A 22,960-nucleotide genomic window follows, 5' to 3' on the forward strand; every position below is an offset into this window, starting at 1 on the left:
AACGTATGCGGGCGGGTAGCCCGTTATCTGAATCCTGAGGAGTACCCTACTATGTCATTGAATATTGGCGTTATCGGCACCGGCGCAATTGGCCAGGATCACATCCGTCGTTGCAGCAGTGTGCTCCAGGGCGCGCGCGTGGTGGCAGTCAACGACATCAACGCCGAACAGGCAGCCAATGTGGTCAGCCGCCTGCGCCTGGAGGCCAAGGTGTATGAGAACGGCCATGAGCTGATCAATGCGCCAGACGTGGACGCCGTGCTGGTGACCTCCTGGGGGCCAAGCCACGAGGAGTTCGTGCTCGCCGCCATCAAGGCGGGCAAACCGGTCTTCTGCGAAAAGCCGCTGGCGGTAACCGCCGAAGGGTGCAAACGCATCGTTGAGGCAGAGAGCGCCCACGGTAAGCGGCTGGTGCAGGTCGGCTTTATGCGCCCCTACGACAGCGGCTACCGCGCGCTGAAACAGGTAATCACCTCCGGCCAGATTGGCGAGCCGCTGATGCTGCACTGCGCGCACCGCAACCCGACCGTCGGCGACACCTACACCACGGACATGGCGATCACCGACACCCTGATCCATGAGATCGATGTGCTGCGCTGGCTGCTGGATGATGACTATGTCTCGGTGCAGGTGGTCTTCCCGCGCCAGACCTCCAACGCCTACAGCCACCTGAAAGATCCGCAGATCGTCCTGTTTGAGACTGCCAAGGGCGCGCGCATTGACGTCGAGATCTTCGTCAACTGCCGCTACGGCTATGACATCCAGTGCGAGGTGGTGGGGGAGACCGGCATCGCCCGCCTGCCGGAACCCTCCTCGGTGCAACTGCGCAGCGAGGCCAAGCTCTCCACCTCCATCCTGACCGACTGGAAGCAGCGTTTCATTGACGCCTACGACGTGGAGTTGCAGGGCTTTATCAACGACGTGCAGGCTGGCCAGCTGAGCGGCCCCTCCGCCTGGGATGGCTATGCCGCCGCCGTTACCGCTGATGCCTGCGTCGCCGCCCAGTTGAGCGGTGAAATCGTGCCGGTGGCGCTGCCGCCGCGCCCGGCCTTCTACGGCAAACCCAAGGCATAACCTACGCACTGTCATTGGGTCGGCGCTTCAGCCGTCGGCCCGCATGTACCAATTTAGGGAGTTACCATGAAAATCGCGTTTGATGTCGACGTCATCAAGGACATGGGCATTACCAGGATGGTTCACCAGGTGGCGGAGTGGGGCTACAAGTACATTGAGCAGTCGCCGCACCCGCAGATCAACCCGTTCTATAAGCATCCGAAAGCCAGCCGTGAGGTGATGACGGAGTACCGCAATGCGCTGAAGGCGACCGGGGTGGAGATCTCCTCCTTTATCGTGGTCTACCGCTGGTCAGGGCCGGGCGAGGATCGCCGCGTGGCGGCCGTAAAAAACTGGAAACGGATGATTGAGATCGCGGTGGAGATGGGCGTGCAGGTGATCAACACCGAGCTAGCTGGCAACCCGAACGAGCCGGAGATCTGCGAGGAGCTGTGGTATCGCTCGATGGAGGAGCTGCTGCCGATCATTGAGCGTGAGGGCATCCGTATGGAGGTGCAGTCGCACCCGTGGGATTTCTGCGAGCTGAACAATGAGACCTGCGATCTGGTGAAATCCCTGCGCAGTGACAACGTGAAGTACCTCTACAGCGTGCCGCACACCTTCTTCTACGACAAGGGCGTGGGCGATGTGGCGAACATGCTGCGCTACGCCGGCGACGATCTCTCCCATGTGCTGATCGCCGATACCCACAACCACACCAAGCACTGCCGCTACATTGTTAACCCGCCGGGCGTGGACGCCGCCGTGCACCAGCACGTCGGCATCGGCGAGGGGGAGGTGGATTTCGATACCCTGTTCAAGACGCTGCGTGAAATGGATTTTGCCAACAAGAAGTTCAAGGTGGGCGGTGAGCCGATCATTGCCGCCTCGCTGTTTGGCTACCCGGAAAAGATGAAATATCAGGCCGTGGAAACCCGTGAACGTATCGAGCGGGAACTGTTGCTCAAATAACCCAAATCATGCAGCGAGGCTTACCATGAACAAAGAGAACGTCAAACTGGCCATCGCGCCAATTGGCTGGACCAACGACGACATGCCGGATTTGGGCAGCGAGAACACCTTCCAGCAGTGCGTCAGCGAAATGGCGCTGGCGGGCTTCACCGGCAGCGAAGTGGGCAGCAAATACCCGCGTGACCCGGCGGTATTGAAACGGATGCTGGACGTGCGCGGCATCCAGATCTGCAACGCCTGGTTCAGTACCTTTTTCGCCGATGGCCTGAAAGAGAAGACCATCGACGAGTTTATCAACCACATGAACTTCCTGCATGAGATGGGCGCGCGGGTGATTGGCTGCTCCGAGCAGAGCAAGAGCATCCAGTGCACCACCAAGGCAGTGCTGGAGGAGAAGCCCCACTTCACCGAGGAGGAGTGGCAGCGGGTGGCCGACGGCTATAACACGCTGGCGAAACTGGCGGCGGAGAAGGGGATGCAGGTCTGCCTGCATCACCATATGGGCACCGCGATTCAGACCCCGGCGGAGATTGACCGCTTCATGGAGCTGGTCAACGACGACGTCTACCTGCTGTTTGATACCGGCCACCTTTACTACTCCGAAGGCTCCCAGCAAGTGATGATGCAGGTGTTTGAGAAGCATTTTGCCCGCATCAACCACGTGCACCTGAAAGATGTGCGTGACGAGGTGGTGGCGGATGTGCGCCGCAACCGGCGCAGCTTCCTGGATGGCGTGCGTATGGGCACGTTTACCATTCCCGGCGACGGCGTGATCGACTTTGCACCGGTGTTCAAACTGCTGGATGAACGCGGTTACCAGGGCTGGATTGTGGTAGAGGCGGAGCAAGACCCGGCGATCGCCAACCCGTTCGAGTATGCCAAACGGGCGCGCGAGTTTATTCGCGAGCACACCGGGCTGTAACACAAGGCAGGGCGCCTCGGCGCCCTGCTGTTCAGGCGCGCCGCACCCGGCCCATGTGGTGCGCATCCACCATCTGGCCATCCCGCACCGCGAAGCAGGGGCTGGTGCCCTCCACCTCAAAGCCAAACTTTCTGTAGAGCGCCAGCGCCGCGCGGTTGTCGGTGTAGACCGTCAGCTCCATCCGTTGCACATTCAACCAGTTATCACAAAGCTCCACTGCCGCGCCAAGCAGCGCACTGCCCACGCCACGCCCGTGGCAGGTGGGCAGTACGCCCATGCCAAAGGTCGCCACATGGCGGCGGCGCGCAGGGGTCTGCTGGAACAGCGTCAACTGGCCGACGATCTCGCCCTCGAGCAGCGCCACCAGACTACAGCTATCCGGGGCCGGGTTGCGCAGGCGCTCCTCCCAGCGGGCGACATTGGGGTAGGGTAGTTGCAACGTATCGCGGTAGACCGCCGGCTGGCTGTAGAGATGGTGCAGGGCGGCGGCATCTTCGACTTGCGTGTGACGGACAGTGATCGTCATGGTACGGCTCCTTGTCTAGGTGGCTGGCAATAACCCTTTAAATTATCTGGCATAATTTTTTCGTCAAGATAAAAAAATGCACGAAAATCACTTTACAGATACGAATGATAATGATTATTATTGTCATGCGTTCCGGGGAGATGGCACTGACATGCTGGTGTCTTCCAGGAAAGCACGACATTGCTCACATTGCTTCCAGTGTTTTTTAAGCCAGCTCGGGTGCTGGCTTTTTTTTGCCTGCCATCCGCCACATCGCCTATTTCTTCATCTCCCCACTCGTTCATTTTTTTTGAACAGAGAGGTTAAGTTATTGCACTTTCATCTTTTCAGTCCGCCGCTAGACTAAGTGAAAACATTGAGGAGGATTGAACATGATTTACTTACGTAAGGCAGAAGATCGCGGACACGCCAACCACGGTTGGCTGGATAGCTGGCACACCTTCTCGTTCGCGAATTACCACGATCCGAAGTTTATGGGCTTCTCGGCGCTGCGGGTGATTAACGAAGACGTGATCGACGCAGGGCAAGGCTTTGGTGCCCACCCACACAAAGACATGGAGATCCTGACCTACGTGCTCTCCGGCACCGTCGAGCATCAGGACAGCATGGGCAACAAAGAGCAGATTCAGGCGGGTGAGTTCCAGATCATGAGCGCTGGCACCGGGGTAAGGCACTCTGAGTACAATGGCCGTGATGACGCGCCGCTGCACCTCTACCAGATCTGGATCATTCCAGATACTCAGGGCCTGCCGCCACGCTATGAGCAGCGCGCCTTTGACGCACCGCAGGGCCGCCAGTTAGTGCTCTCCCCGGATGCGCGTGACGGCTCGTTGAAGGTGTTCCAGGACATGACCCTGTCGCGTTGGGCGCTGGCCAAGGGTGAGCCGGGCGAGTACACCATCGCCAGCGGCCGCCGTATCTGGATCCAGGTGGTGCGTGGTAGCGTTACGATCAACGGCCAGCGCGCTGGCACCAGCGACGCCTTCGCCCTGTGGGATGAGAGTGCCCTCACCCTGCACGCCGACGAAGAGAGCGAAATCCTGCTGTTTGACCTGCCATCGGTATAATTGGCAACAGGTAATAAAAGGCGATGCCAAGGCATCGCCTTTTTTATGTCTGGATAGTTTGGCCGGTGATTAATCACATTACCGCCATGTTGGGCTGGCAATAACAATGAATACGCCCGCCGTTGATATTCGCCTGATTGATACCCACGACTCATTATTACCGCCCCGCTGCCGGGGCGGCCTGTGTCTTAGACGTTGTATTTCACTGACAGTGAAAGCCCTTTATCGCGAATGCTCTCCTCCTGCCAGCGCCAGGCGTCCAGCCCGACGGTAGCGGGGCCGTGCTGATAGTGCGCGCCCAGCTGCATCAGGCTGTTGAGGCCGCCGCCGGTCTGCTCCTCTTCCAGCGTGAAGCGGTGACTAGCGAGGGAAGCGGTACGCTGGCTCTGGTGATAGCCGAGGTTCGGCCCACCCTCCAATAGGGCACTGACGCGCCAGCCGTACAGGTCACCAGCTTCCAGCCGGAGACCGGCAACCGCGTCCACGGCGCTTTCACTTACCGCGTCCATGTTCAGGCGATAGGCCCCCTGCTCCTGATAGCCGCCTCCAGCGTGTGGCGTACCCGGACACCGGCGTAGGGCGTCAGCGTCAGGTCGTGCGGCAGGGTGAAGGTCTTGCCAGCGTCACTGCGAAACTCCAGCGACTGCCAACGCTGGTCGTATTGGGCAGCGTGGGTGGAGGAGATGCGGCTGCTATCGAGCTGGTGCAGGTCATAGCGTAGGCTGTTCTGCCAGGCCCAGCCCTCGTCGAGCGGCAGTTGGTGCGTCAGGCCAAAGAATTGGCTGTAGCCGCTCCCCAGCCCGCTGTCGTCGGACTGCTGCGCGCCACTGCCATCCAGCCGGGCCATATCCTACTCCAGCGCCAGCGGGTGGTTGCCGAGGCTGAACGACTGACGCAGTGCCAGCATGTCATCGTCGGTGTCGTTGCCCAATTCGGCGCGCGGGCAGAGAGTGAATAAACTGGAACGGGTCGCCGCAGCGCTTTGGCCGCTGAAGGCCAGGGCAAGCAATCTCTTAAACGGATGCTCCTGCATTTAATAGTAGATATATCATTAGCCGGGTAAATAACGCGGCCAAGGTGTTTTTTGCGCCGGATATAGTCATCCAGCCGAAAAGTGCAGGACGGTTTTTAATCAGAAATGGTTTCTGAATAACGTAAGGAAATACAGGGTATTGAGAAGGATTAATAACGGTTAAAATTACAGTGAATATTATTAATTCTGGCAGAACACGGGCGATAATTTTATTTCCCATCAACTAAGTTATCCGCTCTAAATACAATCGTTAGTTAAAATAAATAGCTTTGTCCTGCCAGCCGGGGTTATCTGGGCGCGTATTAATTATCATGGAGAGTGGGATGAAAAGAGAGCGGCTTTTCCTATTTATACAGCGTCTGCTAAGCCTGTTGCTGCTATTGCTGGTGGTCAGCATTGGCGGCCGACAGATGTGGCGAGAGCTGACCACGCCGCGGATGCAAGCGTTGCATTCAGCCTGTGCGCCGCGCTCCGCCCCGCATAATCACTCCCCTGCGTCGCCATAACCTGCCCGTATACCCTGCCGCTGTCATAGAACATCTGGCGAAAGTTTCAACACGATTCGTGAGGCGCTTCACAACCGTTGCGCCTCTGATGGCGATTCTTTGAAAGCGCTCCCAAATTTCTTTGTTGGCGATGGAAACCGGTTTCCATGTCTGGCTCAAATAGAACCCGGCCCCCCGGGCCAAGTCAGGAATCCGGCATGAAGCATAGCGGTAACATGCCCCATTCTTTTTATGCGTTTACTGAAAAGGGCAGGGTTATGAGCAGTTTATATCAGGCAATGGTTGAGGTGATTGAACAGAAAATAACCCCGCTGGCTGGGGCGTTGGGGCAGCAGAAGTATATTATCGCCATCCGCGACGGCTTTACCTCCGCACTGCCCTTTATGATCATCGGCTCGTTTATGCTGGTGTTTATCTTCCCGCCCTTCGCCGCTGATACCACCTGGGGCTTCGCGCGCGCCTGGCTCGACTTCTCGCTGCGCTACCGCGATGAACTGATGCTGCCGTTCAACCTCAGCATGGGGGTGATGACCTTCTTTATCGCCGTTGGCATCGGCGCGAGCCTCGGCAAGCAGTACCAGCTCGACCCAATTATGACCGGCCTGCTGGCGCTCAGCGGCTTTTTGCTGGTGGCCGCGCCCTACCATGAGGGCACCATCTCCACCCAATACTTCTCCGGGCAGGGGATCTTTACCGCGCTGCTGACCGGCATCTACTGCACCGAGGTCTACCACTTCCTCAAGCGGCGCAATATCACCATCCGCCTGCCGAAAGAGGTGCCGACCGGCGTGGCGCGCTCCTTTGAGATCCTGATCCCAGTGATCGTGATCGTCGCTACCCTGCATCCGCTTAACCTGCTGATCACTTCACTGACCGGCATGATCTTGCCGGAAGCGATCATGCACCTGCTGGCCCCGCTGGTGTCGGCCTCGGACTCACTGCCGGCGATCCTCATCTCGGTGCTGATCTGCCAGATCCTGTGGTTCGCCGGCATCCACGGCGCGTTGATTGTCACCGGCATCATGAACCCGTTCTGGATGACCAACCTGGCGCTCAACCAGAGTGCGCTCTCCGCTGGCGGCGCGCTGCCGCACATCTATTTGCAGGGCTTCTGGGATCACTACCTGCTGATTGGCGGCGTCGGCTCCACGCTGCCGCTGGCCTTCCTGCTGCTGCGCAGCCGGGCGGTGCACCTGCGCACCATCGGCAAGATGGGCGTGGTGCCGAGCTTCTTCAACATCAACGAGCCGATCCTGTTTGGCACGCCTATCATCATGAACCCGGTGATGTTCCTGCCTTTCATTCTGGTGCCGATGCTGAACGCCACCTTTGCCTACATTGCCACCAAGCTGGGCTGGGTGGCGCAGGTAGTGTCACTGACCCCCTGGACCACGCCCGCGCCGATCGGTGCCTCCTGGGCGGCCAACTGGGCCTTAAGCCCGGTGGTGATGTGCCTGTTCTGCATGGTGCTCTCTGCGGTCATGTACTACCCGTTCCTGAAAGCCTATGAGCGCAGTCTGCTGCGTCAGGAGCAGGAGAGCGCCCGGCAGGAGCAGGCGGGCGTGACCGTCAGTCAGTAACCATCTGTTTACGAGAGGGAAGCGATGAGATACCAATTTCCGGACAATTTCTGGTGGGGCAGCGCCAGTTCCGCGCCGCAGACCGAGGGCGAGAGCCTGAATTTCGGCAAGAGTGAAACCATCTGGGACCGCTGGTTCCGCGAGCAGCCGGGGCGTTTCCACCAGCGGGTGGGGCCACAGGATACCTCTACTTTTTACCAGCACTGGCGCGAGGACATTGCGCTGCTGAAGCGGCTTGGCCATAACACCTTCCGCACCTCAATCTCCTGGGCGCGGCTGCTGCCAACTGGGCGCGGCGAGCCGAATGCCGAGGCGGTGACATTCTATAACCAGATGATTGATGAGCTGCTGGCGCAGGGCATCACGCCGTTCATCAACCTGTTCCACTTCGACATGCCGATGTGCCTGCAAGAGGAGGGGGGATGGGAGAGCCGCGAGGTGGTGGCGGCCTACGTTGATTACGCCGACACCTGCTTCGCGCTGTTTGGCGATCGGGTGACGCACTGGTTCACCTTCAACGAGCCGATCGTGCCGGTGGAGGGGGGCTACCTCTATGACTTCCACTATCCGAACGTGGTGGATTTCCGGCGCGCGGCGACGGTGGCCTACCACACCATGCTGGCCCACGCCGGGGCGGTGCGCCGCTTCCGCCAGCGCGGGCAGGCCGGGGAGATTGGCATCATCCTCAACTTGACGCCCTCCTATCCGCGTTCGCAGAACCCGGCGGACGTGGCGGCGGCGCACATCGCCGATTTGATGTTCAACCGCAGCTTCCTTGACCCGGCGTTGCGCGGCCACTACCCGGAGGAGCTGGTCTCCCTGCTGGCGCAGCATGGCCAGTTGCCGGTGAGCCAGCCGGGCGACCGCGAGCTGCTGGCCGACGGGGTGGTCGATCTGCTCGGCATCAACTACTACCAGCCGCGCCGCATCAAATGCCGGGACACGCTGGTCAACCCGGACAACCCCTTCATGCCGGAGTGGTTCTTCGCCAGTTACGAGATGCCGGGACGCAAGATGAACCCCTATCGCGGCTGGGAGATCTATGAGCCAGGCATCTATGACATTCTGACCAACCTGCGGCTCCACTACGGCAACCCGCGCTGTTTTATCTCAGAGAACGGCATGGGCGTCGAGAACGAGCAGCGCTTCCTGCAACAGGGGCGCATTCAGGATGACTACCGCATCGACTTTGTGCGCGAGCACCTGATCTGGCTGCACCGCGGCATCAGTGAGGGCAGCCGCTGCTTGGGCTACCACATGTGGACCTTTATCGATAACTGGTCATGGTGTAACGCCTACAAAAACCGCTATGGGCTGGTCGAGCTTGATCTCACCAGCCAGCAGCGCCGTGTGAAAAAGAGCGGCGAATGGTTTGCCGCCATCGCCACCAACAATGGGTTTGAGGGAGACGCAGCATGAGAGATCTGGAAACCACCGTCATGGAGATTATCGTCAACGCCGGGCAGACGCGCAGCCTCTGCTTCGAGGCGCTCTACGCCGCGCGCGAGGGCAACTTTGAGCAGGCGCAGGCGCTGCTGAAGGAGGCGGACACCTACGCCCACGCCGCGCATCGGGTGCAGACGCAGCTGATTGAGGAGGACGCTGGCGAGGGCAAAATGCCGATGACCCTGATCATGGTACATGCGCAGGATCATCTGATGAATGCTATTCTGGCGCGTGAACTGATTGAAGAGATGGTCAGGCTCTACCAGCGGTAGCGCCGGGGCGGGAGGGGGATCATGGCGAATATCAACGACGTGTCGCGGCTGGCGCAGGTCTCCAAGGCGACGGTGTCGCGGGTGCTGAATGGCAGCCGCGGCGTCCGGCCAGAGAGCCGCGAGGCGGTGCTGCGCGCGGTGGAGACGCTGGACTACCAGCCCAATGCCATCGCCCAGTCGCTCAGCAACCACGCCACCGGCTGCGTCGGGGTGATCTGCGCCACCGAGCCGATGCAACTCGGCACCGGTTACCTCTATGCGCTGGAGGGGGAGCTGCGCCGCCACGGTAAGCACCTGCTGTTGCGCTTCGCCAATGATGCTGACGGCGTGGCGCACGCGCTACGGGAGCTGGGACGCGGCCTGTGCGACGCCAGGGTGATCGTCGGCGCGCGCTTTGCCCTGCCGCCGCTGCCGGAGGGCGTGCTGCTGCTGGAGTGCCTGACGCCCGCCGCCAATGCCCACAGCATCGGCTTCGATCACTGCTTCGCCGCCGAGACCGCCACCCGCTACCTGATTTCACAGGGGCGGCGCAACATTGCGCTGCTCAACCACCCGGCGGGCGAGGCGGCTGACAGCGTGCTGCTCGGCTACCGGCAGGCGCTGGAGAGCCACCTGATCCCCTACCATCGCCAGCGTATTCTGGACGCGCCGCCAGCGCTCGCCCCGGCCATCGCGACGTTGCTCAGCCAGGATCCCGGCTGCAACGCGCTGCTGGTGCCCGACGATCACCAAGGGCGTGAGGCGATGGCGATCCTCGCCGCCCAACGACGGGCGGTGCCGCGTGAAGTGATGGTCTTCAGCCTTGACGGCTCGCAGGCCGCGCCCGGTGCGCCGCCGATGCCAGCCATCGCCTACTCGCTGGAGGCGTTGGCGCAACAGGGGGTGGAGCGGCTGCTGGGGCATGACGCCGCGACCCGCATCCGTGGCCGGCTCATCACGCCCTGATCCGGGCGGTGAATATCGCCGGCATGAAAATTTTGTTACACTAGCGTTTCGCCCACTTTTAGCCAGCGCGTTGATAATGAAGAAAAAAAGGCCAGTGCTCCAGGACGTTGCCGACCAGGTCGGCGTCACCAAGATGACGGTCAGCCGCTACCTGCGCAATCCGGGACAGGTTTCCGAGGCGTTGCAGGCCAAAATCTCCGCGGCGCTGGATGAGCTGGGCTACATTCCCAACCGCGCGCCGGACATCCTTTCGAACGCCAAAAGCCGCGCCATCGGCGTGCTGCTCCCCTCATTGACCAATCAGGTATTTGCGGAAGTGCTGCGCGGCATTGAGAGCGTCACCGATGCCCACGGCTACCAGACCATGCTGGCCCACTACGGCTACCAGCAGCAGCGCGAAGAGCAACGGCTGATGTCGCTGCTCTCCTACAATATTGACGGGCTGATCCTCTCGGAGCGGCAGCACACCCTGCGCACGCTGAAGATGATTGAGGTGGCCGGTATCCCGGTGGTGGAGCTGATGGACTGCGTCACCCCCTGCCTCGATCTGGCGGTGGGGTTCAATAACTTTGAGGCGGCGCGCCAGATGACGCAGCAGATCATCGCGCGCGGCCATCGCCACGTGGTCTACCTCGGGGCGCGGCAGGATGAACGCACCCTGATCAAGCAGCAGGGTTATGAGCAGGCGATGCGTGAATCGGGGCTGACGCCAGCGAGCATGATGACCCACCGCTCCTCCTCCTACTCTGCCGGGGGCGAGCTGCTGCGCGAGGCGCAGGCGCGCCACCCGCAGATCGACAGCGTCTTCTGCACCAATGATGATTTGGCAGTGGGGGCGGTGTTTGAGTGCCAGCGGCAGGGGCTGCGTATCCCGCAGGATATGGCGGTGGCGGGCTTCCACGGCCATGACATTGGTCAGGCGATGGAGCCGAGGCTGGCGAGCGTGGTGACGCCGCGCGAGCGGATGGGGCAGATCGGCGCCGAGCGGCTGCTGGCGCGGTTGCGCGGCGAGAGCGTGACGCCGCGCATGGTGGACGTCGGCTTTACCCTCTCGCCGGGCGGCAGCATCTGAGGCTTAGCGCTGGTAATCCTTCAGCGCCGTGACGCAGCGGCGCACCACCTCATCAATGTCACCGTCGATATCGACAAACAGCACATCTTTCTCATCACTGGCTGGCTCTTCCAGCGCGTCAAACTGCGTCTTCAGCAGTTCGGTCGGCATGAAGTGGCCGGAGCGTGCCTTCATGCGCGTCAGGATGGTGTCAAAACTGCCTTTCAGATAGAGGAACAGCATCTTCTCATTGCCTTCACGCAGGCGGTCGCGGTAGCGGCGCTTCAGGGCGGAGCAGACGATGATGCCATTCTCATTTTTGTGCGCCAGGCTGTAGGCGGCGTCACTCAGGCGCTCCAGCCAGGGCGCGCGGTCTTCATCGTTCAGCGGCGTGCCGCCGCCCATCTTGTCAATGTTGGCGCGCGGGTGCAGATCGTCGCCATCAATAAACTTGGCATTGATTTCACGGGCGACGCGGGCGCCGACAGTGGTTTTGCCGCTGCCAGAGACGCCCATCAAGATAATGCTGTGTCCTGCCATAAGTTTGATCTCTATCTCAAAATGTGAATTTCGCCTGGGGGGTGTGTTCGTATCTTAGCATGTTACCGGTATCATGATACCGGTAACATGGGGAGATGTGACTACTATCACAGGATAGAACACTCTCCTTTTTTCACCTTTGAACAACATCGAAAACCGATTATCCCGCGCGTCGCGCGCGATCCCTGCACCGTTCTGCCCGGCCGGCAGACGGCAAACTGACAACGAACGCGCCCCGTTCCGGCGGGGAGAATGCGGTAAAAAGGTACATACTATGCCCTTACTCATCGTCGCCATTGGCGTCATCCTGTTACTGATTTTGATGATCCGCCTGAAGCTCAATGGCTTCATCGCCCTGATTTTGGTCGCGCTGGCCGTGGGGGTGATGCAGGGGATGCCAGTGGACAAAGTGATCGCTGCCATCAAGGCTGGTGTCGGCGGCACCCTCGGCAGTCTGGCGCTGATCATGGGCTTCGGTGCCATGCTCGGCAAACTGCTGGCGGACTGCGGCGGCGCGCAGCGCATCGCCACCACGCTCATCAACAAATTTGGCCGTGAGCACATCCAGTGGGCGGTGGTGCTGACCGGCTTTACCGTCGGCTTCGCGCTGTTCTACGAAGTGGGCTTCGTGCTGCTGCTGCCGCTGGTGTTCACCATCGCGGCCTCGGCGCGCATCCCGCTGCTCTATGTCGGCGTGCCGATGGCGGCGGCGCTCTCCGTCACCCACGGCTTCCTGCCGCCGCACCCCGGCCCGACCGCCATCGCCACCCTGTTCCACGCGGACATGGGCAAGACGCTGCTCTATGGCTCGCTACTCGGCATCCCGACCGTGATCCTGGCTGGCCCGGTCTACGCCCGTTTCCTGAAGCGTATTGATAAGCCAGTGCCGCAGGGCATGTACAACCCGAAAGAGTTCACCGAAGCGGAGATGCCAAGCTTTGCCGTCAGCGTCGCCACCTCGCTGGTGCCGGTGATCCTGATGGCCGCGCGCGCTGTGGCGGAGATGGTGCTGCCGAAGGGCCACGCCATCCTGCCTTACGCCGAGTTCTTCGGCGACCCGGTGATGGCAACGCTGATTGCGGTGCTGATCGGCATCTTCACCTTTGGCCTGAACCGTGGCCGCTCCATGGATGACGTGATGCAGACGCTGAGCGACTCCATCAAACTGATCGCCATGATGCTGCTGATCATCGGCGGCGGCGGCGCATTCAAGCAGGTGCTGGTGGAGAGCGGCGTAGATAAATATATCGCTGGCCTGATGACCGGCACCAACGTCTCACCGCTGCTGATGGCGTGGTCGATCGCCGCTGTGCTGCGCATCGCGCTCGGCTCCGCCACCGTGGCGGCCATCACTGCCGGCGGCATCGCCGCGCCACTGATCGCCTCCACCGGCGTCAGCCCGGAGCTGATGGTGATTGCGGTCGGTTCCGGCAGCGTCATCTTCTCCCATGTGAATGACCCCGGCTTCTGGCTGTTCAAGGAGTACTTCAACCTGACCATCATGGAAACCATCAAATCCTGGTCGGTGCTGGAGACCATCATTTCGGTCTGCGGGCTGGTGGGCTGTTTGCTGCTCTCCAACGTGGTGTGATAGCCACAGGCGTAAAAAAAGCGGGCCTTGGCCCGCTTTTTTATTGCCCGCTCGCCTACAGCTTGAGGTAAGCGCGGATGCCATCAAGGAACATCTGGGTGGAGAGCATCACCAGAATCAGGCCCATCAGCCGCTCCAGTGCGCTGACGCCCTTGTCGCCCAGCAGGCGCAGGAAGAGGTCAGAGAGCATCAGAATCACCACCGAGATGCCCCAGGCAATCATCAGCGCCAGCACCAGATGAGAGATCTGGTTCGGATACTGGTGCGAGAGCAGCATCAGCGCCGCCAAAATGGAGGGGCCGGCTACCAGCGGGATCGCCAGCGGCACCAAAAAGGGCTCCTCGCCCGCTGGCAGACCGGTGCTGTTGGACTCATGGGCGGGGAAGATCATCTTGATGGCAATCAAAAACAGGATGATGCCGCCCGAGATGGAGACCGTCTCGGTGCGCAGGCTCAAAAAGGCCAGAATGCGCTCGCCGGCAAACAGGAACAGCAGCATCAGCAGCAGCGCGATCAGCATCTCGCGGATCACAATCACCCGGCGGCGCTTTGGCTCCAGGTGCTTGAGCACTGACATGAAAATAGGCAGGTTGCCCAACGGATCCATAATTAAAAACAGCAACACCGTTGCCGAGATCATCTCAGTCATTGTTACCTCAAAAAAGTGACCGGCATGGCCGGCAGAATGTTTTTCTCTTTTTTTCGCAAATAAACCAGCAGGCCACGATTCAACGCCAGTTTTGCCGATAAACTGGCTCTATATTAGCAACGCTGCTAACCCTGGCGATGACATCGAATAAATTCACTTGCGACTTCTTATACATTTTGTAAGGTGTGAGTCAGAGCGCGCGCGCCCGGCAAAAATGCCGCCCGGCGCGCGCCACGCGTTATCACTACCTCTTACCGCAGGGCAGTAATTATGAAAAATGTAGGTTTCGTTGGCTGGCGCGGCATGGTCGGCTCGGTACTCATGCAACGCATGATTGAAGAGCGCGACTTTGACGCCATCCGTCCGGTCTTCTTCTCCACCTCCCAGCATGGCCAGGCGGCCCCGGCCTTCACTGGCCAGACCGGCACCCTGCAGGATGCCTATGACCTGGAGGCCCTGCGCGCGCTGGATATCATCGTGACGTGCCAGGGCGGCGATTATACCAACGAAATTTATCCGAAGCTGCGTGAAAGCGGCTGGCAGGGCTACTGGATTGACGCCGCCTCCTCGCTGCGCATGAAAGATGACGCCATCATCATCCTCGACCCGGTCAACCATGAGGTGATCCGTCAGGGCGTGGATCGCGGCATCAAAACCTTCGTCGGCGGCAACTGCACCGTCAGCCTGATGCTGATGTCCCTCGGCGGCCTGTTCGCGCAGGATCTGGTGGAGTGGGTCTCGGTTGCCACCTATCAGGCGGCCTCCGGCGGCGGCGCGCGCCACATGCGTGAGCTGCTGACCCAGATGGGGATGCTGCACAGTGAAGTGGCGAAAGAGCTGCAAGACCCAGCTTCCGCCATCCTCGACATCGAGCGCAAGGTCACGGCGCTGACCCGCAGCGGCAGCCTGCCGATCGACCAGTTCGGCGTACCGCTGGCGGGCGGCCTGATCCCGTGGATCGACAAGGCGCTGGAGAACGGCCAGAGCAAAGAGGAGTGGAAAGGGCAGGCGGAGACCAACAAAATCCTCAACACCCAGACCCTGATCCCGGTGGATGGCCTCTGCGTGCGCATCGGCGCGCTGCGCTGCCACAGCCAGGCCTTCACCATCAAGCTGAAGCAGGACGTGGCGATCCCGGACATCGAGCACATGCTGGCGACCCACAATGACTGGGTGCGCGTCATCCCGAATGACCGCGAGCTGTCGATGCGCGAGCTGACGCCCGCCGCCGTTACCGGCACCCTCAACACCCCGGTCGGCCGCCTGCGCAAGCTAAACATGGGGCCGGAGTACCTCTCCGCCTTCACCGTCGGCGACCAGCTGCTATGGGGCGCCGCCGAACCGTTGCGCCGCATGTTGCGCATCCTGCTGTAATCTTTCGAAAGGGCGCGTAATGCGCCCTTTTCTTTATTTTGTGATCGCCCTCGCGCGCCACGCGCTCGCGCCATTTTCTGCTTTTTTCTTTGCTGATAAAAATCCTGCCGCTTCGCTGAGTTTCTTTAAAACCATTGACTATGCTTAGCTGTGAAAGCGCACCCCGGCAAAGGCTGGCCGGAGACCCCCTTACCCTCAAATTATGCGCAATGAAGATGACAAAGAGTAAATAAACGGGCTGGCTCACGCTTTTGAGGATAAAAAGGACAAATGATGGGTCAGGACGATCGATTGGTACTTAAATGAATTTATTGATTTTATTGTTGCCATTAATTACAGGATGAAATGCCATGTCAGTTCTTCCCGATCAACATGTGATCAACAAGATTATTGCCGGACACTATACCGACCCCTTTTCGCTGCTGGGAATGCATAAAGTTGCGGCCGGGTTGGAAGTCCGGGCACTGTTGCCGGAGGCAACGGATGTATGGGTGATTGATGCCCAAAGCAACCGGAAAGTGGTCAACCTGCATCGCCGGGATGAACGTGGTTTTTTTGTCGGGCTGCTGCCGCGGCGAAAGAATGCTTTCCACTACCAGCTTCAGGTCACCTGGGGTGACGAGACGGTAGTGATTGAAGACCCCTACCGCTTTGGCCCGCTGTTGCAGGATCTCGATATCTGGCTGCTCTCCGAGGGCACCCACCTGCGCCCCTATGAGCGGCTCGGCGCGCACCCCACCACGCTGGATGGCATCGAGGGCGTCAGCTTTGCGGTCTGGGCACCCAACGCGGTGCGAGTCTCGGTGGTGGGGGAGTTCAACTTCTGGGATGGCCGCCGCCACCCGATGCGCCTGCGCCGGGAGAATGGCATCTGGGAGCTGTTCCTGCCGAACGTGAAACCCGGCCAACTCTACAAGTATGAGATCATCGACTGCCACAGCCATGTGCGGCTGAAGGCCGACCCCTATGCCTTCGAGGCGCAGATGCGCCCGGAGACTGCCTCACGCGTCAGCAAGCTGCCGGCCTCGGTGCCGCGCAACGCCGCCCGCCAGCGCGCCAATGACTTCGACCAGCCCATCTCCATCTACGAGGTGCACCTCGGCTCCTGGCGTCGCCACACCGACAATAATTTCTGGCTGAGCTACGGCGAACTGGCCGAGCAGTTGGTCAGCTACGTCAAAGAGATGGGCTTTACCCACATCGAGCTACTGCCGATCAATGAGCACCCGTTTGATGGCAGCTGGGGCTACCAGCCGCTCGGCATGTATGCGCCGACGCGCCGCTACGGCTCGCCGGATGAGTTCCGCGCCTTCATTGAAAAAGCGCATGAGGCGGGCATCAACGTCATCCTCGACTGGGTGCCGGGCCACTTCCCAAGCGATGACCACGGGCTGGCGAGTTTTGACGGCACCTCGCTCTATGAGTATGCCGACCCGCGCGAGGGCTACCACCAAGACTGGAACACCCTGATCTACAACTATGGTCGCCATGAGGTGCGTAACTTCCTCGCTGGCAACGCCTTCTACTGGGTGGAGCGCTACGGCATCGACGCCCTGCGGGTGGATGCGGTGGCGTCGATGATCTACCGCGACTATAGCCGCGCCGAGGGGCAGTGGGTGCCGAACTACTACGGCGGCCGCGAGAACCTAGAGGCGATCGCCTTCCTGCGCTACACCAATGAGACGCTCGGCAAGGCCCTGCCGGGCGCAGTGACGCTGGCGGAGGAGTCCACCGACTACCCCGGCGTTACCAACCCGCCAGACGCTGGCGGCCTCGGCTTCCACTACAAGTGGAACCTCGGCTGGATGCACGACACCCTGAACTACATGAAGCTCGATCCGGTGCACCGCAAGTACCACCACGACCAGCTGACCTTCGGTATGCTCTACGCCTACACTGAAAACTTTGTGCTGCCCATCTCCCACGATGAGGTGGTGCACGGCAAAGGCTCAGTGCTCGACCGGATGCCGGGCGACGCCTGGCAGAAGTTCGCCAACCTGCGTGCCTACTACGGCTTTATGTGGGCGCACCCCGGCAAGAAGCTGTTGTTCATGGGCTGCGAGTTCGCGCAGGGGCGCGAGTGGGACTTCAACCAGAGCCTCGACTGGCACCTGCTGGAGGGGCACGACGGCTGGCACAGCGGCGTGCAGCGGCTGGTGCGCGACCTGAACCACACCTACCAGCAGCAGACGGCGCTGTATGAGCTGGACTACCAGCCGCAGGGCTTCGAGTGGCTGGTGGTGGATGACCATGAGAACTCGGTCTACGCCTTCGCCCGCCGCGACCGCGCTGGCAATGAGCTGATCGCCATCAGCAACTTTACCCCGGTGCCGCGCTACGGCTACCGCATCGGCATCGACCGGCCGGGCCGCTACCGCGAGGTGATCAACACCGACTCCCACTTCTACCGCGGCAGCAATGTCGGCAACGAGGGGGTGATTGAGAGCCGCGAAGAGGGCAGCCACCATCGGCCGCACTCATTGCAAGTGACGATACCGCCGCTGGCGACCCTCTATCTGGTGAGGGAGGGCGCATGACGGAGTTGGGGCAGGGAACATCCACACCGCCAGGCGCACAGGCCGATGCCCACGGCATCAATTTCAGCGTCTTTTCCGCCCATGCCACGCGCATCGAACTCTGCCTGTTCGATGACGACGGCAACGAGCAGCGTCTGCCGCTGCCGGGACGCACCGGCAACTGGTGGCATGGCTTCCTGCCCGATGGCCGGCCGGGGCTGCGTTACGGCTTCCGCGCCCACGGGCCGTTTGATCCGCAGAACGGCCATCGCTTCAACCCGAACAAGCTGCTGGTTGACCCCTGCGCGCACTGGGTAGAGGGCGACGTGCCCGACGACCCGCGCCTGTATGGCGGCGGCGACCAGCCCGATGCGCAGGAGAGCGCCGCCGTCGCGCCCAAGAGCGTGGTGGTCTCCCTGGAATATGACTGGGAGGATGACGCCCCGCCGCGCACCCCCTGGGGCCAGACGGTGATCTATGAGGCCCATGTGCGCGGGCTGACCAAGCGGCACCCGGCGATCCCGGAGGCGCAGCGCGGCACCTATGCGGCGCTCGCCCACCCGGCGATGCTGGAGCACCTCACCTCGCTTGGCATCACCGCGCTGGAGCTGCTGCCGATCCAGCACTTCGCCGACGAGCCGCGTTTGCAGCGCGAGGGGCTGAGCAACTACTGGGGCTACAACCCGCTGGCGCTCTATGCGCTGGAGCCGACCTACGCCAGCCAGCCGACGCCGCAGGCGGCGATGGATGAGTTCCGTGACGCGGTGAAAACCCTGCACCGCCACGGCATTGAGGTGATCCTCGACATCGTTTTCAACCACACGGCGGAGATTGATCTCACTGGCCCGACGCTCTCCCTGCGCGGGCTGGACAACCGCAGCTACTACTGGCTGCACGGCAACGGCGACTACGACAACATGACCGGCTGTGGCAACGCGGTGCGGCTGGTGGATGAGGAGGTGGTCGCCTGGGCGATTGGCTGTATGCGCCACTGGCTGGAGGTGTACCACGTCGACGGCTTCCGCTTTGACCTGGCACCGGTGATGGGGCGCACGCCCGCCTTCGCGCCGGACGCGCCGCTGCTGAAGGCGATGCTGGCCGACCCGGTCATCTCCCAGTGCAAGCTGATTGCCGAGCCGTGGGACATTGGCCTCGGCGGTTACCAACTCGGCCACTTCCCCGCGCCGTTTGGCGAGTGGAACGACCATTTCCGCGATGACATGCGCCGTTTCTGGTTGCAGGGCCACCTGCCGCTGGGGCGGTTCGCGACCCGTTTTGCCGGCTCCAGCGATCTCTTTGGTCACGACGGCCGGCGGCCTGCAGCAAGCATCAATATGCTGACGGCCCACGATGGCTTTACCTTGCAGGACACCGTGAGTTTTAACCACAAACACAACCAGTCAAACGGTGAGCACAACCGGGACGGGGCCAGTGAAAATTACAGCAATAACCACGGTCATGAGGGTCTTGATGCCGACGAGGAGGTGCGTGCACGTCGCCGCCGTTCGCAACAGGCCCTGTTAACCACGCTGTTGTTGGCGCATGGAACGCCCATGCTGCTGGCCGGTGATGAACAGGGACAGAGCCAGCAGGGCAATAACAACGCCTACTGCCAGGACAATGAGTTGACCTGGCTTAACTGGGCCGACGCGGATGCCTCCCTGACCGCCTTTACCGCTGCGCTGCTACGCCTGCGCCGCCAAATCCCGGCCCTCAGCCGGGAAAGCTGGTGGGATGACGCTGGCGATGACGTGCAGTGGCTAAATGGTCAGGGGCAGCCGATGACCGTGCAGCGCTGGGAGCGGGGGCCGCAGCAGCATCTGCAGATCCTGCTGTCACGCCGGTGGCTGGTGGTCATTAACGCCTCAGAGAGTGCCGACGACGTTCCGTTGCCGCCGGGCCCCTGGGTGGCGGTTGACCCGTTCAATCAGGATGAAAACCGGCCGGAGCATGGGCTCTGGCATGCCCCCGCACGCGCAACCTGCGTCTTCGTGCGGGAATAAAAGGAGTCAGCCATGGTGAAGTTAGAAAATAAAGATGCCTTGATGTTGGCCAGGCAACTGCCCACCGAAACGGCGGCGCTGATCCTGGCCGGGGGCCGTGGCTCGCGGCTGAAAGATTTAACCTCTACCCGTGCAAAACCCGCCGTCCACTTTGGCGGCAAGTTCCGTATTATCGATTTTGCCCTCTCCAACTGCCTGAACTCCGGGATCCGCCGCATCGGCGTGCTGACCCAATACCAGTCCCATACGTTGGTGCAGCATATCCAGCGCGGCTGGTCGTTCCTGAATGAGGAGATGAATGAGTTTGTGGATCTGCTGCCCGCACAGCAGCGTAATGAAGATGACAACTGGTACAAGGGCACGGCGGATGCCATCTACCAGAACATCGACATTATCCGGCGCTATGAGGCGAAATATATCGTCATTCTCGCCGGTGACCACATCTACAAAATGGACTACTCGCGGATGCTGATCGACCACGTGCAGAAGGAGGCGGAGTGCACCGTTGCCTGCCTGCCGGTGCCGCTGGCGGAAGCGCGTGACTTTGGCGTGATCCATGTCGATGAGGAGGGGCGCATCTGCGACTTCATCGAGAAGCCCAAGGATCCGCCGCCGATGCCCGGCAACCCGGATATGGCGCTCGCCAGCATGGGCATCTACATTTTCAATGCCGAGTTTCTGTTCCGCCTGTTGGAAGAGGATCGGGCGCTGGACAATTCCGAGCACGATTTCGGCAAGGACGTGATCCCGAAAATCACCGACCAGGGCAAGGCCTGGGCGCACCCGTTCACGCTCTCCTGCGTGACCTCCACGCCCGGCGCACCGCCCTACTGGCGTGATGTGGGTACGCTGGATGCCTACTGGCGCACCAACCTGGATCTGGCCTCCGTCACCCCGGAGTTGGACATGTATGACCGCCGCTGGCCGATCCGCACCCACATGGAGCCGTTGCCGCCAGCGAAGTTCGTGCAGGATCGTTCCGGCAGCCACGGCATGACGATGAACTCGCTGGTCTCCGGCGGCTGCATCGTCTCTGGCTCGGTGCTGCTGCACTCGGTGCTGTTCCCGCGTGTCCGGGTCAATTCGTTCTGTACCATTGACTCCTCGGTGCTGCTGCCGGATGTCAATATTGGGCGATCCTGCCGCTTGCGGCGTTGCATCATCGACCGCGCCTGCCATATCCCGGAGGGCATGGTGATCGGTGAGAACCCGGATGAGGATCGCCGGCGGTTTTATCTGTCAGAAGGTGGAGTGGTGTTAGTTACCCGGGCGATGCTGGCCAAGTTGGAGGGCGAACGCGGCCAATAGTGCCGCGGGACGCACAGCTTGGGTGAAAGTCTGCCCGCGGCAATAGGATCTGTCCGCGGGCTTTTTCGCCCCCCAGATGTCTTAAGTTGATGTCCGGCGCAGAGGCGCCGGAGCCGACAATCAGGAGCGACGATGCAGGTTTTACATGTGTGTTCAGAGCTTTTTCCCCTGCTGAAAACGGGCGGGCTAGCGGATGTTACCGGCGCGTTACCCGCCGCCCAAATCGCGGAAGGGACTGACGTCCGCGTACTTATTCCCGGTTTCCCGGACATTATGCAGGGTATCCCGGAAACCCATGTGGTGCGCCATCTGGACACCTTTGCCGGGCCGGTGGAGGTGCGTTACGGCCTCTATCGCGGCGTGGGGATCTACGTTATTGACGCCCCAGCGCTCTATGACCGCGCCGGTAGCCCTTACCACGACCAGTCGCTCTACGCTTATCCGGACAACCACCGGCGCTTTGCCCTGCTCGGCTGGATCGCCAGCGAGCTGGCGCTGGGTCTGGACAACTTCTGGAAGCCCGACATCGTCCATGCCCACGACTGGCATGCCGGGCTGACCTGCGCCTATATCGCCGCGCGCGGCCACCCGGTGAAGACGGTCTTCACGGTGCACAACCTTGCCTACCAAGGGCTGTTCTCCGCCAGCCATTTGCACGAGTTGCAGATCCCGGAGTCATTCTTTGGCGTCTACGGGCTGGAGTTCTACGGCCAGATCTCCTACCTGAAGGCCGGGCTGTTCTTCGCCGACCACATCACCGCCGTCAGCCCGACCTACGCCCATGAGATCACGCTGCCGGCCTACGGCTACGGCATGGAGGGGCTGTTGCAGGAGCGCGAAAGTGAGGGCCGGCTGAGCGGCATCCTCAACGGGGTGGATGAGGCGATCTGGAACCCAGAGACGGACATCCTGCTGTCGGCGCGCTACAGCGGCGACAACCTGCGCGCCAAGGCGATCAACAAAGCCTATTTGCAACGGGTAATGGGGCTGGACGTGGATGAGAACAAGCCGGTCTTCTCCGTCGTCAGCCGCCTGACCAGCCAGAAGGGGCTGGATCTGGTGCTCGGCGCACTGCCGGGCATTCTGGAGCAGGGCGGGCAGATGGTGATCCTCGGCGCGGGCGATGCGGTGCTGCAACAGGCGTTCCTCGCCGCCGCCGCCGACTACCCCGGCCAGGTGGGGGTGCAGATTGGTTACCACGAGGCCTTCTCCCACCGCATCATTGGCGGCGCGGATGTGATTCTGGTGCCGAGCCGGTTCGAACCGTGCGGCCTGACCCAACTCTACGGCCTGAAATATGGCACCCTGCCACTGGTACGCCGCACCGGTGGGCTGGCTGACACCGTGGTGGACTGCTCGCTGGAGAATCTGGCGGACGGCACCGCCAGCGGCTTTGTGTTCGAGGACACCACGGCACAATCGCTCAGCCAAGCGGTACGGCGCGCGATGGTGCTCTGGACGCGCCAGAAGCACTGGCGGCACGTGCAGCAGCACGCCATGAGCCTCGACTTCTCCTGGCAGGTGGCGGCGCAGTCCTACAAGGCGTTGTACCAACGATTACTGGGCTGATACGACCCCTGCGCCGGCCCCACAGGCCGGCGCGCTA

21 protein-coding genes are annotated in these 22,960 nt (G+C 61.2%); 15 read left to right on the forward strand and 6 right to left on the reverse strand.

Translation table 11 applies throughout. The features are described 5' to 3' along the window. Positions 1 to 51 precede the first annotated feature (51 nt). From iolG to iolE, 3 genes are all read left to right on the forward strand, one after another. Positions 52 to 1,074: a bifunctional inositol 2-dehydrogenase/D-chiro-inositol 1-dehydrogenase gene (gene iolG, locus ACK3SD_RS00710; protein WP_481126456.1), complete on the forward strand. Its 1,023-nt coding sequence runs from the start codon at positions 52 to 54 to the stop codon at positions 1,072 to 1,074. 66 nt (positions 1,075 to 1,140) lie between these two features. Further along, positions 1,141 to 2,025, forward strand: coding sequence for a sugar phosphate isomerase/epimerase family protein (locus ACK3SD_RS00715; RefSeq protein ID WP_481126457.1), 885 nt, complete (start codon positions 1,141 to 1,143; stop codon positions 2,023 to 2,025). 25 nt (positions 2,026 to 2,050) lie between these two features. Then, positions 2,051 to 2,947, forward strand: a complete 897-nt coding sequence (iolE, locus tag ACK3SD_RS00720) for a myo-inosose-2 dehydratase (RefSeq protein ID WP_481126458.1) — start codon at positions 2,051 to 2,053, stop codon at positions 2,945 to 2,947. Between the two features lie 31 nt (positions 2,948 to 2,978). Here the strand turns inward: iolE and ACK3SD_RS00725 are convergent, their stop codons facing one another. Beyond that, complete coding sequence (locus tag ACK3SD_RS00725; RefSeq protein WP_481126459.1) at positions 2,979 to 3,473, reverse strand: GNAT family N-acetyltransferase; 495 nt, start codon at positions 3,471 to 3,473, stop codon at positions 2,979 to 2,981. Between the two features lie 371 nt (positions 3,474 to 3,844). Here ACK3SD_RS00725 and ACK3SD_RS00730 point away from each other — a divergent pair, with 371 nt between their 5' ends. Next, positions 3,845 to 4,540 (forward strand): pirin family protein, encoded by a 696-nt coding sequence (locus ACK3SD_RS00730; protein WP_481126460.1) that lies wholly within the window; start codon positions 3,845 to 3,847, stop codon positions 4,538 to 4,540. Positions 4,541 to 4,728: 188 nt separating this feature from the next. Here ACK3SD_RS00730 and ACK3SD_RS00735 read toward each other — a convergent pair whose 3' ends face one another. The 3 genes from ACK3SD_RS00735 to ACK3SD_RS00745 are packed head-to-tail and all read right to left on the reverse strand — an operon-like array spanning position 4,729 to position 5,549. Further along, positions 4,729 to 5,049, reverse strand: a complete 321-nt coding sequence (locus ACK3SD_RS00735; protein WP_481126461.1) for a hypothetical protein — start codon at positions 5,047 to 5,049, stop codon at positions 4,729 to 4,731. 2 nt (positions 5,050 to 5,051) lie between these two features. Continuing rightward, complete coding sequence (locus ACK3SD_RS00740; RefSeq protein ID WP_481126462.1) at positions 5,052 to 5,387, reverse strand: autotransporter domain-containing protein; 336 nt, start codon at positions 5,385 to 5,387, stop codon at positions 5,052 to 5,054. Positions 5,388 to 5,390: 3 nt separating this feature from the next. Continuing rightward, the gene (locus ACK3SD_RS00745; protein WP_481126463.1) at positions 5,391 to 5,549 is read right to left on the reverse strand and encodes a hypothetical protein; all 159 of its coding nucleotides are present in this window, start codon (positions 5,547 to 5,549) and stop codon (positions 5,391 to 5,393) included. A 787-nt stretch (positions 5,550 to 6,336) separates the two neighbouring features. On the opposite strand from ACK3SD_RS00745, the gene ACK3SD_RS00750 reads away from it, so the two are divergent. The 5 genes from ACK3SD_RS00750 (at position 6,337) to gntR (ending at position 11,394) form a co-directional block, all read left to right on the forward strand. After that, positions 6,337 to 7,659, forward strand: coding sequence for a PTS sugar transporter subunit IIC (locus ACK3SD_RS00750; protein ID WP_481126464.1), 1,323 nt, complete (start codon positions 6,337 to 6,339; stop codon positions 7,657 to 7,659). A gap of 24 nt (positions 7,660 to 7,683) precedes the next feature. Continuing rightward, positions 7,684 to 9,078 carry a glycoside hydrolase family 1 protein gene (locus tag ACK3SD_RS00755; RefSeq protein WP_481126465.1) on the forward strand — a complete coding sequence of 465 codons (1,395 nt, stop codon included), beginning with the start codon at positions 7,684 to 7,686 and terminating at the stop codon, positions 9,076 to 9,078. Then, positions 9,075 to 9,377 (forward strand): PTS lactose/cellobiose transporter subunit IIA, encoded by a 303-nt coding sequence (locus ACK3SD_RS00760; protein WP_137761854.1) that lies wholly within the window; start codon positions 9,075 to 9,077, stop codon positions 9,375 to 9,377. The genes ACK3SD_RS00755 and ACK3SD_RS00760 overlap by 4 nt, the downstream gene beginning before the upstream one ends. A gap of 21 nt (positions 9,378 to 9,398) precedes the next feature. After that, positions 9,399 to 10,322: a LacI family DNA-binding transcriptional regulator gene (locus ACK3SD_RS00765; RefSeq protein ID WP_481126466.1), complete on the forward strand. Its 924-nt coding sequence runs from the start codon at positions 9,399 to 9,401 to the stop codon at positions 10,320 to 10,322. Positions 10,323 to 10,398: 76 nt separating this feature from the next. After that, positions 10,399 to 11,394 carry a gluconate operon transcriptional repressor GntR gene (gene gntR / locus ACK3SD_RS00770; protein ID WP_481126467.1) on the forward strand — a complete coding sequence of 332 codons (996 nt, stop codon included), beginning with the start codon at positions 10,399 to 10,401 and terminating at the stop codon, positions 11,392 to 11,394. A 3-nt stretch (positions 11,395 to 11,397) separates the two neighbouring features. On the opposite strand, the gene ACK3SD_RS00775 is transcribed toward gntR, so the two are convergent. After that, complete coding sequence (locus tag ACK3SD_RS00775) at positions 11,398 to 11,913, reverse strand: gluconokinase (RefSeq protein ID WP_137761857.1); 516 nt, start codon at positions 11,911 to 11,913, stop codon at positions 11,398 to 11,400. Between the two features lie 274 nt (positions 11,914 to 12,187). Here ACK3SD_RS00775 and gntT point away from each other — a divergent pair, with 274 nt between their 5' ends. After that, positions 12,188 to 13,504: a gluconate transporter gene (gene gntT, locus ACK3SD_RS00780; protein ID WP_481126468.1), complete on the forward strand. Its 1,317-nt coding sequence runs from the start codon at positions 12,188 to 12,190 to the stop codon at positions 13,502 to 13,504. 55 nt (positions 13,505 to 13,559) lie between these two features. Here the strand turns inward: gntT and ACK3SD_RS00785 are convergent, their stop codons facing one another. Continuing rightward, a complete protein-coding gene (locus ACK3SD_RS00785) occupies positions 13,560 to 14,153 on the reverse strand; it encodes a YhgN family NAAT transporter (protein WP_481126469.1) in 594 nt (197 codons plus the stop codon). Positions 14,154 to 14,423: 270 nt separating this feature from the next. On the opposite strand from ACK3SD_RS00785, the gene asd reads away from it, so the two are divergent. From asd to glgA, 5 genes are all read left to right on the forward strand, one after another. Continuing rightward, on the forward strand, positions 14,424 to 15,527 hold the full coding sequence (gene asd, locus ACK3SD_RS00790; RefSeq protein WP_481126470.1) for an aspartate-semialdehyde dehydrogenase: 1,104 nt from the start codon (positions 14,424 to 14,426) through the stop codon (positions 15,525 to 15,527). 350 nt (positions 15,528 to 15,877) lie between these two features. After that, on the forward strand, positions 15,878 to 18,064 hold the full coding sequence (gene glgB / locus ACK3SD_RS00795) for a 1,4-alpha-glucan branching enzyme (RefSeq protein WP_481126471.1): 2,187 nt from the start codon (positions 15,878 to 15,880) through the stop codon (positions 18,062 to 18,064). Continuing rightward, positions 18,061 to 20,046 (forward strand): glycogen debranching protein GlgX, encoded by a 1,986-nt coding sequence (gene glgX / locus ACK3SD_RS00800; RefSeq protein ID WP_481126472.1) that lies wholly within the window; start codon positions 18,061 to 18,063, stop codon positions 20,044 to 20,046. The genes glgB and glgX overlap by 4 nt, the downstream gene beginning before the upstream one ends. Before the next feature lie 12 nt (positions 20,047 to 20,058). After that, on the forward strand, positions 20,059 to 21,354 hold the full coding sequence (gene glgC / locus ACK3SD_RS00805; protein WP_481126473.1) for a glucose-1-phosphate adenylyltransferase: 1,296 nt from the start codon (positions 20,059 to 20,061) through the stop codon (positions 21,352 to 21,354). A 132-nt stretch (positions 21,355 to 21,486) separates the two neighbouring features. Then, complete coding sequence (gene glgA, locus ACK3SD_RS00810) at positions 21,487 to 22,923, forward strand: glycogen synthase GlgA (RefSeq protein ID WP_481126474.1); 1,437 nt, start codon at positions 21,487 to 21,489, stop codon at positions 22,921 to 22,923. The last annotated feature ends 37 nt before the right edge of the window (positions 22,924 to 22,960 follow it).

It is taken from the genome of Chimaeribacter sp. YP20170169, from assembly GCF_056739715.1.

Coding starts and splice junctions, on each gene's coding strand:
- ACK3SD_RS00725 (WP_481126459.1), bottom strand. CDS start 3,473: ATGACGATCACTGTCCGTCACACGCAAGTCGAAGATGCCGCCGCCCTG.
- glgB (WP_481126471.1), top strand. CDS start 15,878: ATGTCAGTTCTTCCCGATCAACATGTGATCAACAAGATTATTGCCGGA.
- iolG (WP_481126456.1), top strand. CDS start 52: ATGTCATTGAATATTGGCGTTATCGGCACCGGCGCAATTGGCCAGGAT.
- ACK3SD_RS00765 (WP_481126466.1), top strand. CDS start 9,399: ATGGCGAATATCAACGACGTGTCGCGGCTGGCGCAGGTCTCCAAGGCG.
- ACK3SD_RS00775 (WP_137761857.1), bottom strand. CDS start 11,913: ATGGCAGGACACAGCATTATCTTGATGGGCGTCTCTGGCAGCGGCAAA.
- ACK3SD_RS00740 (WP_481126462.1), bottom strand. CDS start 5,387: ATGGCCCGGCTGGATGGCAGTGGCGCGCAGCAGTCCGACGACAGCGGG.
- gntT (WP_481126468.1), top strand. CDS start 12,188: ATGCCCTTACTCATCGTCGCCATTGGCGTCATCCTGTTACTGATTTTG.
- ACK3SD_RS00760 (WP_137761854.1), top strand. CDS start 9,075: ATGAGAGATCTGGAAACCACCGTCATGGAGATTATCGTCAACGCCGGG.
- glgA (WP_481126474.1), top strand. CDS start 21,487: ATGCAGGTTTTACATGTGTGTTCAGAGCTTTTTCCCCTGCTGAAAACG.
- glgX (WP_481126472.1), top strand. CDS start 18,061: ATGACGGAGTTGGGGCAGGGAACATCCACACCGCCAGGCGCACAGGCC.
- asd (WP_481126470.1), top strand. CDS start 14,424: ATGAAAAATGTAGGTTTCGTTGGCTGGCGCGGCATGGTCGGCTCGGTA.
- glgC (WP_481126473.1), top strand. CDS start 20,059: ATGGTGAAGTTAGAAAATAAAGATGCCTTGATGTTGGCCAGGCAACTG.
- ACK3SD_RS00755 (WP_481126465.1), top strand. CDS start 7,684: ATGAGATACCAATTTCCGGACAATTTCTGGTGGGGCAGCGCCAGTTCC.
- ACK3SD_RS00750 (WP_481126464.1), top strand. CDS start 6,337: ATGAGCAGTTTATATCAGGCAATGGTTGAGGTGATTGAACAGAAAATA.
- ACK3SD_RS00785 (WP_481126469.1), bottom strand. CDS start 14,153: ATGACTGAGATGATCTCGGCAACGGTGTTGCTGTTTTTAATTATGGAT.
- iolE (WP_481126458.1), top strand. CDS start 2,051: ATGAACAAAGAGAACGTCAAACTGGCCATCGCGCCAATTGGCTGGACC.
- gntR (WP_481126467.1), top strand. CDS start 10,399: ATGAAGAAAAAAAGGCCAGTGCTCCAGGACGTTGCCGACCAGGTCGGC.
- ACK3SD_RS00730 (WP_481126460.1), top strand. CDS start 3,845: ATGATTTACTTACGTAAGGCAGAAGATCGCGGACACGCCAACCACGGT.
- ACK3SD_RS00735 (WP_481126461.1), bottom strand. CDS start 5,049: ATGGACGCGGTAAGTGAAAGCGCCGTGGACGCGGTTGCCGGTCTCCGG.
- ACK3SD_RS00715 (WP_481126457.1), top strand. CDS start 1,141: ATGAAAATCGCGTTTGATGTCGACGTCATCAAGGACATGGGCATTACC.